The sequence below is a fragment of the Bradyrhizobium sp. WSM4872 genome, from assembly GCF_055811715.1.
The window spans coordinates 92,613-103,423 of record NZ_JBVVPT010000028.1 but is presented as its reverse complement, the minus strand read 5'-3'; the positions used below and the strand labels follow the sequence as shown (position 1 = coordinate 103,423).

The following is a 10,811-nucleotide window of genomic DNA, read 5'->3' as shown; positions in this document are numbered from 1 at the left end:
CGGCATCCGCGGCTACCCCCCTCCCTGCCCCTCCCCCACAAGGGGGGAGGGAACGCAGCGGCGCAGGCCGTTCAAGTTTGCTCCCAATTGCAAGGCAGAAGGAGGAGCACCCCATGCTGACCATGATCGGCAAGCGCCTGATGTTCGCGATTCCCTCGCTGATCGGGGTCGTCATCGTCACTTTCCTGCTCACACGCGCGCTGCCGGGTGATCCCGCTGCGTACTTCGCCGGCCCCGCCGCAACGAAAGAAGCCGTCGAGCAAATCCGTAAAAAGCTTGGCCTCGACAAGCCGCTGATCGAGCAGTTCTTCCGTTACACCAACGATCTCGCCCATGGCGATTTCGGCAACTCGCTCACGACGGGCCAGCCGGTCGCGGCCGAGATCCGCAATCGCCTGCCAGCCTCCGCCGAGCTGACGCTGCTCGGCCTCATCGTCTCGATCGTGATCGCCATCCCGCTCGGCGTGCTGGCGGCGACGCGGCCGGGATCGTGGGTCGATCATCTCTGTCGTGTGACGACGACGGCCGGCGTGTCCCTGCCGGTGTTCTTCACCGGCCTGGTGCTGGTCTATGTCTTCTATTTCCGGCTCGGCTGGTCGCCCGCGCCGCTCGGCCGGCTCGATGTGTTCTACAGCGCGCCGCCGACGGTGACGGGCTTCTATCTGATCGACACCCTGATCGCGCGCGACTTCGAGGCGTTCCGTTCGGCATGCAGCCAGCTCATCCTGCCGGCGACGACGCTTGCGATCTTCTCGCTGGCGCCGATCGCGCGCATGACGCGCGCCTCGATGCTGGCGGTGCTGTCGTCGGAATTTGTGCGCACCGCGCGCGCCAGCGGCCTGTCGCCGGCGACCGTCATCGTCACCTACGCCTTCCGCAACGCGATGCTACCCGTCATCACCACGCTGAGCATGGTGTTCTCGTTCCTGCTCGGCGCCAACGTGCTCGTGGAAAAAGTGTTCGCCTGGCCCGGCATCGGCTCCTATGCGGTGGAGGCGCTGATCTCGTCGGACTTCGCTCCGGTGCAGGGTTTCGTGCTGACCATGGCGGTCATGTACGTGCTGCTCAATCTCGTGATCGACATTCTTTATGGGGTGATCGATCCGCGCGTGCGCTTGGAAGGGTAGGGGAACACAATGAGCTCCGTTGCGCCTGCTGTTGAACCTGTCGGTCCCGCGCGGACGTCAGGGTTCGTCGCGCTCCTCGAACAGACCCGCTACGTGCTCGGCGAGAACAAGGTCACCGGTTTTGCCTTCGCGTTGCTGATCGTGATCCTCCTTGCCGCGATCTTCGGCCCCTATGTGGTGCCGTATGACCCGCTGGCGTCCGACACCGCGGCGTCGCTGAAGCCACCCTCGGCCGCGCACTGGTTCGGCACCGACCAACTGGGCCGTGACATCTTCAGCCGGGTCGTGGTGGCGACGCGGCTCGATACGTTCATCGCGGTCGCCTCCGTCGTGCTGGTGTTTTTGATGGGCGGACTCGCCGGCATCGCGGCCGGCTATTTCGGCGGCTGGACCGATCGCATCGTCGGCCGCATCGCCGACACCATCATGGCGTTCCCGTTGTTCGTGCTCGCGATGGGCATCGTTGCCGCGCTCGGCAACACCGTGCAGAACATCATCCTGGCCACGGCCATCGTGAACTTTCCGCTCTACGCCCGCGTCGCGCGCGCCGAAGCCAATGTCCGCCGCAACGCCGGCTTCGTGCAGGCCGCGCGTCTGTCCGGCAACGGCGAATTCCGCATTCTCCTCGTGCATATCCTGCCGAACATCATGCCGATCATGATCGTGCAGATGTCGCTGACCATGGGCTACGCCATCCTCAATGCCGCAGGTCTGTCCTTCATCGGCCTCGGCGTCCGCCCGCCGACGGCGGAATGGGGCATCATGGTCGCCGAAGGCGCCGGCTTCATGGTGTCAGGCGAATGGTGGATCGCGCTATTCCCGGGCCTCGCTTTGATGATCGCCGTGTTCTGCTTCAACCTCCTCGGCGACGGCCTGCGCGACATCGTCGACCCCCAGCGGAGGACGTGATGGCTGGTTTATGCGCGAATTTCCGCTCAAAATTCTCCAATAAAATCAATCCCGTTCTACTGTGCATGGGGTTGTTTTCGATGTTTTTGTTTGGGAGGCATCCATGACCGCCCAGCCGCTGCTCGACGTCCAGGACCTCACCGTCGAATTCACCACCCGCCGCGGCATCGTGAAAGCAGTGCAGCACGTCAACATCTCCGTCGCCAAGGGCGAGACGCTGGCGATCGTCGGCGAGTCCGGCTCCGGCAAGTCGGTGACCTCCTATGCCGTGATGCGCATCCTCGACCGTGCCGGGCGGATCGCCGAGGGCTCGGTGATGTTCTCGGGCATCGACGTCAAGGCTGCGACCGAGGACCAGATGCGCGATTTGCGCGGTCGCGAAGTCTCGATGATCTTCCAGAACCCGCGCGCCGCGCTCAACCCGATCCGGAAGGTCGGCGACCAGATCGAAGACGTGCTGCGCACCCATGTCCAGCAGGCCATGGTTTCGGACCGCGGCGAAAAGGCGATCGAGGCGCTGGAACAGGTCAAGATCGCCCGCCCGCGCGAGCGCTATCACGCCTATCCGTTCGAATTGTCGGGCGGCATGTGCCAGCGCGTCGTCATCGCGCTCGCGCTCGCCTGCAATCCCCAGCTGCTGATCGCGGACGAGCCGACGACCGGATTGGACGTCACCACGCAGAAGGCGGTGATGGATCTGATGGTCGAGCTGACCAAGCGCAAGGCGATGTCCACCATCCTGATCACGCACGACCTCGGCTTGGCCGCCGCCTATTGCGACCGCGTCGTGGTGATGGAAAAGGGCCGGGTGGTCGAGACCGCGAAAGCCGCCGACATCTTCGCCAACCCGCAGCACCCCTACACGAAGAAGCTGATGCGCGCGACGCCCAGGCTCGGCGTGAGCCTGCGGGATCTGTTGCCGGAGGAGGAGGGCGCAGCTGTCGTGGCCGGGCCTGACCCGGCCATCCATCAGGCTTCGCAAGACGAGGCCAAGAAGGACGGGCAGCCCCTTCTCCTGATCGACAAGCTGGTCAAGGAATATCCCCGTCAGGGCGCCACGGCCACGCTCGGCAAATTGTTCGGCCGCAAGCCGCCGGTGGAGCCGGATGTGTTCCGCGCGGTCGACGGCATCAGCTTCTCGGTCGGTCACGGCGAGAGCGTCGGCCTGGTCGGCGAGTCCGGCTGCGGCAAATCGACCACCTCGATGATGGTGATGCGGCTCCTGGACCAGACCTCGGGCCTGATCCAGTTCGACGGCGAGGACATCGGCGCCATCGCGCCCGCCGGCTTTGCCCGGCTGCCGCAGCGCAGCCGCATCCAGATGGTGTTCCAGGATCCGACCGACAGCCTCAACCCGCGCTTCACCGCCGTGCGCGCCATCGCCGATCCCATCATGCAGCTCGGCGACATCAGGGGGCGCGACGCGCTCCGCTCCCGCTGCGAGGAGCTCGCCACCATGGTGGGCCTGCCGCACAATCTGCTGGATCGCTTCCCGCACCAATTGTCGGGCGGCCAGAAGGCCCGCGTCGGCATCGCCCGCGCCATTGCCCTGCACCCGAAACTCGTCATCCTGGACGAGCCGACCGCCGCGCTCGACGTCTCGGTCCAGGCGGTGGTCCTCAATCTGCTCCAGGACCTCAAGGCGCGGCTAGGTATGAGTTATCTGTTCGTCTCGCATGATTTGAACGTAGTGCGCTTGTTGTGCGATCGTGTCATTGTCATGCGGTCGGGTCGAATCGTCGAGGAAGGATCTTCCGAGAGGGTCTTGAGCGATCCGCAGGACGACTACACCAAGGAGCTGCTGACGGCGATCCCGCATCCGCCGCTGCAGACACTGGGCGCACACTGAGAGCTTGTTTGGGAGCGTAATGGCCGAACCGCTGGACGATTATATCGACGCTGTCACGAAAGCGTTGGCGTTGCCCGTCGAGGAAGCATGGAGGTCGTCCATTCGCGCCAATCTCGAGGTCTCGCTGCGGCTCGGCCGCCTCGTCGACGAATTCGCGCTGCCGGACGAGACCGAGCCGGCGCCCGTGTTCACGGTCTGACGTCGCCATGACGACCAAGCCAGAGATGACGGCCTCCGAGATCGCGAGCGCGGTTGCGGGCCGCAAGATGTCCGCGCTCGATGCGACCGAAGCAGCGCTTGCGCGCATCAAGCAGCACGACACCATCCTCAACGCCTTCACCGACATCACCGCCGATCGCGCCCGTGCCAAAGCGCGCGCGATCGATGCCGATATCGCTGCCGGCAAGGCCGTCGGTCCATTGGCCGGCGTGCCCTTCGCGGTCAAGAATTTGTTCGACGTCGCAGGCCTCGCCACGCGCGCAGGCTCGAAGATCAACCGCGACCGCGTGCCCGCCACGCGCGATGCCACGCTGATCGAGCGCATGGAAGCGGCCGGCGCCGTGCTGGTCGGTGCGCTCAACATGGGCGAATACGCCTACGACTTCACCGGCGAGAACGTCCATGACGGTCCCTCGCGCAATCCGCATGACACCACGCGGATGAGCGGCGGCTCCTCCGGTGGCTCCGGCAGTGCCGTCGGCGGCGCGCTGGTGCCGATCGCGCTCGGCTCCGACACCAATGGTTCGATCCGCGTGCCGTCCTCATTCTGCGGCATCTTCGGCCTGAAGCCCACCTACGGCCGGCTCTCGCGCGCGCGCTCTTTCCCGTTCGTCGCGAGCCTCGATCATCTCGGCCCGTTCGCGCGTTCCGTCACCGATCTCGCGCTGGCCTATGACGCCATGCAGGGACCGGATGCGGACGACGCCGCCTGCACCACCACACGTGGTCTGGAGCCGACGCTGCCGCTGCTTGCCAATCCGGTTTCGGACCTGCGCATCGCCATCGCCGGCGGGTACTTCCAGACCAATTTGTTTCCGGAAGCCGTCGAAGCCGTCAGCCGCGTCGCCAAGGCGCTGGGCGCAACGCGCGTGGTGGACGTGCCCGAAGCCGCGCGGGCCCGTGCGGCGGCCTATGTCATCACCACCACCGAAGGCGCCTCGCTGCATCTCGACCGGCTGCGCAAGCGGCCGAACGATTTCGATCCCGCCGTGCGCGACCGGCTGATCGCGGGCGCCATGGTGCCGGCGCCGCTGCTCGACCGCGCGCAAAAATTCCGCCGCTGGTATCGCGCGCAGCTCGCGGAGATTTTCAAATCCGTCGACGTGCTGCTTGCGCCCGCGACGCCATGCACCGCGCCAAAGCTCGGCCAGGTCAATTTCAATCTTGGCGGCGTCGAGCTGCCGGTGCGGGCCAATATCGGCATCCACACCCAGCCGATCTCCTTCATCGGCCTGCCCGTGGTCGCCGTCCCGGTGCCGCTCGAGCCGTTGCCGATCGGCGTGCAGATCATCGCCGCGCCCTGGCGCGAGGACATCGCGTTGCGCGTCGCGTACGCGTTGGAGAAGATGGGCGTCGCCGCCGCGCCCAGCCCAAAAGGATTTTGAGATGGAGATTGATCTCCCCGACGTGATCGCGGACGTCAAAGCCGCGTTCGAGCGCTATGAGCAGGCCCTGATCACAAACGACGTCGCGGTGCTCGGCGAGCTCTTCCGGAACGATCCTCGCACGCTGCGCTATGGCATCGGCGAGAACCTCTACGGCTATGAAGCGATCTCCGGCTTTCGCGCCGGGCGCTTGCCGGTCGGCCTCAACCGCCGCACCGCGAAAACCGTGATCACCAGCTATGGGCGCGACACGGCGGTCGCCTCCACCCTGTTCTATCGCGACACGATGCCGGGCAAGGTCGGCCGGCAGATGCAGACCTGGGTAAAATTCCCGGAGGGCTGGCGCGTCGTCGCCGCTCATGTCAGCATCATCGACGAGTCGAAAGAGACCTGACCGTATGATGCTTGACGATCTTCCGCCCGGAACGCTGCCGGCCGAACCGGCGGTGCCGCGTGTCGACCGGGCGTCGCCATCAGCCCACAAAATCACGCGCGCCGAGGAGCTGCGCCTGCAGCTCGCCGATGAGATCGTACGCGGAGCTCTGCCGCCCGGCGCGCCGCTTGATGAGACCGATATCGCGCGCCGCTTCAGCGTTTCGCGTACCCCGGTGCGGGAAGCGCTGCGCCAGCTCGTGGCAAGCGGCCTCGTCGAAGCACGCGCCCATCGCGGCGCGGTGGTGGCACAGCCTTCGTTCGAACGGCTGACGGGCATGTTCGAGGCGATGGCGGAGCTGGAAGCGCTGTGCGCGGGCCTTGCCGCGGAACGCATGTCGGCTGCCGAGCGTCACGGTCTGGAGGCCATCCACGAAGAGCTGCGGGTGTTGAGCTACGCCGGCAATCCCGAGCGTTTTCACGAGGTCAACGAGCGCTTCCACAACGCGATCTATGCGGGATCGCAGAACGGCTACATCGCCGAGATCACGCTGGCGACGCGGGTGCGCGTGCAGCCGTTCCGCCGCGCCCAGTTCCGCAACCTCGGCCGCCTCGCCAAGTCGCAAGCCGAGCACGACCGCGTCGTCGTCGCCATCATGCGCGGCGACAAGCAGGGCGCCGCCGCCGCGATGCGCGCGCATATCGAGCTCGTGCGCGGGGAGTACGAGATCTACGCGGTGTCGGTGTAGGGCAACGGCGGGTCAATTTACTCGCTGTCGTCCCGGCGAAGGCCGGGACCCATAACCCCAGGGAGTGGTTGTGGCGCGAGATGGTAACTCCGAGTCTTCGCCAAACTTCGTCCTGTGGTTATGGGTCCCGGATCTGCGCTTCGCTTGTCCGGGACGACCGTGGTATTGAGCTCAGGCCCTCGCTGCTTCCGCCATATATTTCCGCCATCCACCATACGCGGTGATATCTCGCGCCTCGCCCAGCACCTCGGGCTCGACGAGAAATCCCTTCACGCTGCGGCCATCGGCGAGCCGCACCGTGCCGATCGCCATCGGCGCGGGAATCGCGTTGACGAATTTGCCGAAGGCGGACGACGACAGCGACCAGATCTCCAGCTCGATCGACGCGCCCTTGCCGGTTTCGACGCGCAGCATGCCCGGCTTCGGCGGCGTGGTCGTCAATGCGTAGAGCTTGTAGTCCGCCGCGGTCCTGGTCGCCTCGATCAGGCGCCCGTTCAGCGCTTTCAATTCGCCGTTCAGCGCCATGCCGGAGAGATGCGCGCCGACCACGGCGATGGGAATCTCGTCGCTGCCACTTGCGGCAAGCGACGCCAGCGCGGGTTGCGCTACGCCCTTTGCGCCAAGCGTCAACTTGGTGTCCGCATGGAACACGCGGCCGATGCTCGCGAGCAGCGCGTCGTGGCCCGTGGGCGCAAGCAGCGTGATGCCGAACGGGATGCCGTCGGCGCGCATTGCCGCAGGCAGCGCGAGACCGCAGAGGTCGAGCAGATTGACAAAGTTGGTGTAGGTGCCGAGCCGGCTGTTGAGCTCGATCGGATTGGCCAGCACCTGCGCGGTCGTGTAGGCCGTTGGCGCCGTCGGCAACACCATCGCGTCGATATTGGTGAAGGTGCGCTCGGCGATCTTGCGCAGGCCCTGCAGGCGATAGAGCGCGGAAAAGGTGTCCGCCGCCGTCAGCCGCGCGCCGGCGGCGGTGATCTCGCGCGTCACGGGATGGATCGCATCCGGCGCGGAGGCGAGCAGGTCGCGGATCACGAGGTAACGCTCCGTGACCCACGGTCCCTCGTAGAGCAGCCGCGCCGTCTCGTAGAACGGCTCGAGGTCGAATTCGACGAGCGTTGCGCCAAGCGCGGTCCAGCGCTTCAGCGCATCGGCGTAAGCCGCTTCCGCCTTCTTGTCGCCGAAGAAGATCAGCTGCCCGCTGCGCGGCACGCCGAGGCGCAGGTTTGCCGGGAGCGGGGTGAGCGCGCCAAGCGGCCGGTCGCGCGAGAACGGATCGGCCTGGTCGGGACCTGCCATCACCGACAGTGCGAGCGCGGCGTCGTCGACCGTCAAAGCGAATACCGAGATGCAGTCGAGCGTCCGGCAGGCCGGCACCAGGCCAGCGGTCGAGATCATGCCGAGGCTCGGCTTGAGGCCGACGATGTTGTTGAGCATTGCCGGCACGCGCCCGCTGCCGGCGGTATCGGTGCCGAGCGACAGCGGCACCAGCCCGGCGCCGACGGCGGTGGCCGATCCCGAGCTCGATCCGCCGGGAATGAGGTCCTCGCGGATCGCGTTTCGGGGGATGCCGTAGGGTGAGCGCACGCCGACCAGGCCGGTCGCGAACTGGTCGAGATTGGTCTTGCCGATGATGATGGCGCCCGCGGCACGCAGCCGCTGCACCGCGGTCGAATCGTGTGTCGGGGTGTACGAGAAGGCCGGGCACGCCGCGGTGGTCGGAAATCCCAGCGCGTCGATATTGTCCTTCACCACGAGCGGTACGCCATAGAGCGGCAGGGTGGCTGCCTCCTTGGTGGCGAGCTTCTCGGCTTCCGCGATTGCGTCCTTCTCGTCGCGCAGGCTGATGAAGACGGCGGGATCGTTGTGGTCGCGGATGCGCTGATAGGTGCGCGCGACCGTCTGCGCCGGGGTGAGCGTGCCCGCGCGATGCGCGGCCACGATCGCGGCGATCGTTTCAGGCTGCTCAGCCCCCATTTCAGCCCTCATGTCGACAAACTCCGGCTACGTCTCTTCAGCCGGATCGAAGCAAGCGATGTGCCATTGTGTACAGAATTCGGGCAGGACAAGTGCTCCGGATATTATCGAGAGATCAGTGGCTTGTGGGATAATTCGAGCGCCGGCGGGCCCGCGTGTCAGCGCCCTGTTACGGGCATTTGCGCAAATAATGGGCAGCTCGCCCTGCCCGAGCTTGCGCCCCAACAATTGTCGTGGCCAACATGCCGGCCAACGCGGTCCGGACGAGGCTGCGGCCGGTCCCGGCTCCGGGCGAGGAGGAAACCATGACAGCCGCCCCTCGCGGTGATGCTTCGAGCTTGTTCGCGACACCCAGAACCGTAGCTGACCATCGCGCCGACGGCAGCATCGTGCTGCGCTCGCCCGAGCCCCTGGGCAATGGCGCGCGTTGCGTCGGCGACTGGCTAGAGCAATGGGCGAGGCAGAGGCCCGATGCGATTTTCCTCGCGGAGCGCGGCAGCGCCGAAGCGCCATGGACCACCGTCACCTATGCGCAGGCGCTGCGCCAGGTGCGCGCGGCAGCGTCATGGATTCTGGCGCAAGGTCTCAGTCCGGAGCGCCCGCTCGCGATCCTCTCCGACAACAGCGTCGATCATGCGCTGCTGGCACTCGCGGCCCAGCATGTCGGCGTGCCCTCGGCGGCGATCTCCCCGGCCTATTCGCTGATGTCGAAGGATTTTGACAAGCTCAAGAGCATGATTACGCTGCTTGAGCCCGCCGCGATCTATGTCTCCGCGACGAGGCCGTTTGCGGCGGCGCTGGCCGCGATCAAGCCCCTGCATAGCGCGCAGATCATCAGCGGCAATGCCGACGATACCGATGCGCTGGCCTTCCGCACCATCGCGGCAACGCCGGAGAGCCCCGACGTCGCAACGGCTTTCTCCGCAGTGACGTCCGATACGATCGCGAAATTCCTGTTTACCTCCGGCTCGACCGGCACGCCGAAAGCCGTGATCAACACCCACCGCATGCTCACGTCCAGCCAGCAGGCCAAGGCCCAGACGTGGACCTTTCTCGAACAGGCGCGCGAAGATCTCGTCATTCTCGACTGGCTGCCCTGGAGTCACACGTTCGGCGCCAACCACAATTTCAATCTGGTGCTGCGCAATGGCGGCTCGCTCTATATCGACGGCGGCAAGCCGGCGCCCGGCCTGTTTGCGACGTCACTCGGCAATCTCAGAAGCGTGATGCCGACGGTCTATTTCAACGTGCCGCGCGGCTTCGACATGTTGATTGCGGCGCTGCGCGACGACGAGGAGTTGTGTCGCCGCTTCTTCAGCGAGGTGAAATTCGCCTTCTACGCAGGGGCTGCGCTGCCGCAGAATCTCTGGGACGCGCTCGAACAGCTCTCCATCAAGACCGTTGGCCGCGCGATGCCGATGGTCTCGGCGTGGGGCTCGACCGAGACATCGCCGCTGGCGACCGACTGCCATTTCCTCGCGGAGCGCTCGGGCAATATCGGCGTGCCCATACCCGGCACCGAATTGAAACTCGTCACCTCCGGCGACAAACTGGAGGTGCGTGTGCGCGGCCCCAACGTCACGCCGGGCTACTGGAAGGCGCCGGAGCTGACCAGGCAGGCGTTTGACGACGAGGGCTTTTATCTTATCGGTGACGCCGTGAAGTTCGCCGATGCGAACCGGCCTGAGCGCGGCCTGTTCTTCGACGGCCGCGTCGCGGAGGACTTCAAGCTCAATTCGGGCACCTGGGTCAATGTCGGCACGCTGCGCGTCGCCGGCATCGCCGCGCTGGCGCCGCTCGCGCAGGACATCGTCGTCACCGGCCATGGCGGCGACGAGGTGCGCTTCCTGGTCTTTCCCAACATCTCTGCGTGCCGCGCGCATGCCGGCCTGCCCGAGACCGCAGGCGTCAACGACGTGCTCGCGCATGACAAGGTCAGAGTCGCGATCGCGCAGGGTCTGGCGAAGCTCAAGCAACACGGCGCCAATTCCTCCGGCCACGCCACGCGCGCGCTGCTGCTCGCGGAGCCGCCGTCGGTCGACGGCGGCGAGATCACCGACAAGGGCTACATCAACCAGCGCGCCGTGCTGACGCGGCGCGCCGATGCCCTGGCGCGGTTGGATGACGATGTCTCGGGTGAGTGGATCGGTTGCGGCAGTTAGCCCGTCCACGCCCGCGCTAGCTGCTCTCGTGCCCCGGACGCAGCGCAGCACGCAGTGATGCG

General features: G+C 66.1%; 9 protein-coding genes. 8 read left to right on the top strand and 1 reads right to left on the bottom strand.

Annotation, left to right across the window (positions count from 1 at the left end):
- The first annotated feature begins 113 nt into the window (after positions 1–113).
- The 7 genes from AC0L3C_RS28850 to AC0L3C_RS28820 all read left to right on the top strand — a co-directional run bounded on the left by AC0L3C_RS28850 (position 114) and on the right by AC0L3C_RS28820 (position 6,610).
- The gene (locus AC0L3C_RS28850; protein ID WP_007597968.1) at positions 114–1,127 is read left to right on the top strand and encodes an ABC transporter permease; all 1,014 of its coding nucleotides are present in this window, start codon (positions 114–116) and stop codon (positions 1,125–1,127) included.
- Positions 1,128–1,136: 9 nt separating this feature from the next.
- On the top strand, positions 1,137–2,036 hold the full coding sequence (locus AC0L3C_RS28845; RefSeq protein ID WP_473409598.1) for an ABC transporter permease: 900 nt from the start codon (positions 1,137–1,139) through the stop codon (positions 2,034–2,036).
- A gap of 103 nt (positions 2,037–2,139) precedes the next feature.
- Positions 2,140–3,885 carry a dipeptide ABC transporter ATP-binding protein gene (locus AC0L3C_RS28840; protein WP_473409597.1) on the top strand — a complete coding sequence of 582 codons (1,746 nt, stop codon included), beginning with the start codon at positions 2,140–2,142 and terminating at the stop codon, positions 3,883–3,885.
- A 19-nt stretch (positions 3,886–3,904) separates the two neighbouring features.
- The gene (locus tag AC0L3C_RS28835) at positions 3,905–4,084 is read left to right on the top strand and encodes a DUF4089 domain-containing protein (RefSeq protein WP_007615797.1); all 180 of its coding nucleotides are present in this window, start codon (positions 3,905–3,907) and stop codon (positions 4,082–4,084) included.
- Positions 4,085–4,091: 7 nt separating this feature from the next.
- Positions 4,092–5,489: an AtzE family amidohydrolase gene (locus AC0L3C_RS28830; RefSeq protein ID WP_473409596.1), complete on the top strand. Its 1,398-nt coding sequence runs from the start codon at positions 4,092–4,094 to the stop codon at positions 5,487–5,489.
- A 1-nt stretch (position 5,490) separates the two neighbouring features.
- Positions 5,491–5,883, top strand: a complete 393-nt coding sequence (gene hpxZ, locus AC0L3C_RS28825; RefSeq protein WP_473409595.1) for an oxalurate catabolism protein HpxZ — start codon at positions 5,491–5,493, stop codon at positions 5,881–5,883.
- A 4-nt stretch (positions 5,884–5,887) separates the two neighbouring features.
- Entirely contained in the window at positions 5,888–6,610 is a 723-nt protein-coding gene (locus tag AC0L3C_RS28820; RefSeq protein ID WP_473266955.1) for a GntR family transcriptional regulator, read from the top strand.
- A gap of 171 nt (positions 6,611–6,781) precedes the next feature.
- Here AC0L3C_RS28820 and atzF read toward each other — a convergent pair whose 3' ends face one another.
- On the bottom strand, positions 6,782–8,587 hold the full coding sequence (gene atzF, locus AC0L3C_RS28815) for an allophanate hydrolase (protein WP_473409600.1): 1,806 nt from the start codon (positions 8,585–8,587) through the stop codon (positions 6,782–6,784).
- Between the two features lie 305 nt (positions 8,588–8,892).
- Here atzF and AC0L3C_RS28810 point away from each other — a divergent pair, with 305 nt between their 5' ends.
- Positions 8,893–10,749 (top strand): feruloyl-CoA synthase, encoded by a 1,857-nt coding sequence (locus tag AC0L3C_RS28810; protein WP_473409594.1) that lies wholly within the window; start codon positions 8,893–8,895, stop codon positions 10,747–10,749.
- The last annotated feature ends 62 nt before the right edge of the window (positions 10,750–10,811 follow it).

Coding starts and splice junctions, on each gene's coding strand:
- atzF (WP_473409600.1), bottom strand. CDS start 8,587: ATGGGGGCTGAGCAGCCTGAAACGATCGCCGCGATCGTGGCCGCGCAT.
- AC0L3C_RS28835 (WP_007615797.1), top strand. CDS start 3,905: ATGGCCGAACCGCTGGACGATTATATCGACGCTGTCACGAAAGCGTTG.
- hpxZ (WP_473409595.1), top strand. CDS start 5,491: ATGGAGATTGATCTCCCCGACGTGATCGCGGACGTCAAAGCCGCGTTC.
- AC0L3C_RS28845 (WP_473409598.1), top strand. CDS start 1,137: ATGAGCTCCGTTGCGCCTGCTGTTGAACCTGTCGGTCCCGCGCGGACG.
- AC0L3C_RS28820 (WP_473266955.1), top strand. CDS start 5,888: ATGATGCTTGACGATCTTCCGCCCGGAACGCTGCCGGCCGAACCGGCG.
- AC0L3C_RS28830 (WP_473409596.1), top strand. CDS start 4,092: ATGACGACCAAGCCAGAGATGACGGCCTCCGAGATCGCGAGCGCGGTT.
- AC0L3C_RS28810 (WP_473409594.1), top strand. CDS start 8,893: ATGACAGCCGCCCCTCGCGGTGATGCTTCGAGCTTGTTCGCGACACCC.
- AC0L3C_RS28840 (WP_473409597.1), top strand. CDS start 2,140: ATGACCGCCCAGCCGCTGCTCGACGTCCAGGACCTCACCGTCGAATTC.
- AC0L3C_RS28850 (WP_007597968.1), top strand. CDS start 114: ATGCTGACCATGATCGGCAAGCGCCTGATGTTCGCGATTCCCTCGCTG.